The 1,000-nt window shown below is 64.3% G+C and carries 1 protein-coding gene; it reads right to left on the reverse strand.

Annotated elements, in window-relative coordinates; all coding sequences use genetic code 11:
• Window positions 1-138 precede the first annotated feature (138 nt).
• Window positions 139-1,000, reverse strand: an 862-nt coding sequence (locus tag NKI99_RS33755) for an IS5 family transposase (RefSeq protein ID WP_352613748.1), incomplete at its 5' end; no start/stop codon positions are given.

The following is a 1,000-nucleotide window of genomic DNA, read 5'->3' on the forward strand; positions in this document are numbered from 1 at the left end:
GGGCCCGTTGCGTTATTAAGTTATAGGGGCAAGGAGGGAGGGTCAGGCCAATGTGGGGTGCCTTGCGGCTCGGGTTTGAGGCCGGATTGGCTGGGGTTTGACGGGTTCGGCGGATTTCGGGCGCAATGCGACCCTGTATTAGGTCGCCAGCGTCACCCAGCGGCGCATGTTGAAGGCCATGGCGGCGATGAGGATCTGTCCTGCCGCCTTGGCCAAGCCGCGGTAGCGGATGGCGCAAAGCCGCATGCGGTTCTTCAAGGTGGCAAAGGTCGTCTCGACGGCGAAGCGTTGCCGCGCAATGAGCCGGTTGAAATGCTTCAGGCGCGCTGGCAGATGCGGATGATGCTTGTTGGCGCGCCGCATCAGTCTTGGCTTGATCCCGCGCTCCCTCAGCAATACCTGGCGCGCCTTGGTGTGATAGGCCGCATCCGCCAGCACTGCGCCTTCGTCGCCACAGATCAGATGATCTGCCTCGACCGTGTCGTTGACGTTGGCCGCTGTCGTTCTCACCCGGCGGATCAGGCCAGAGCCCTGGTCGACACCGACATGGGCCTTGTAGCCATAGGAGGAGCCAGGCTTGCCCTGCCGGCGTGTAAAGCCGGCATCGGGATCGCCAGCCTCGCCGGCCTCGTGCGCCGTTCCACTGGGTGGCCGTGCCGCCGCCGTCTCGATCACCGTGGCATCGAGCATCGTACCGCGCCGCAGGATCAGCCCGGCCTTGTCCAACTGACGGTCCAGTTCGCCAAACAGCTTCTCCAGAAGCCCCGCCTCGACGAGACGATTGCGAAAGCGGTTGAGCGTGGTGTGGTCGGGCACCGTCTCTTCGAGCGTCAGCCCAACGAAGCGGCGGAACGACAGCCGATCGGCGAGCGCCTCCTCCAGTTCGCTGTCCGACAGTCCATACAAGGACTGCAGCAGAAGCGCCTTGAACATCACCAACGAATTGTAGGCAGGCCGGCCTGGTCCGGCCGGCGAGCGCAGCCGTGCCAGGATCTTCTCG

It is taken from the genome of Mesorhizobium sp. M0239 (assembly GCF_040321815.1).
Classification (GTDB): domain Bacteria; phylum Pseudomonadota; class Alphaproteobacteria; order Rhizobiales; family Rhizobiaceae; genus Mesorhizobium.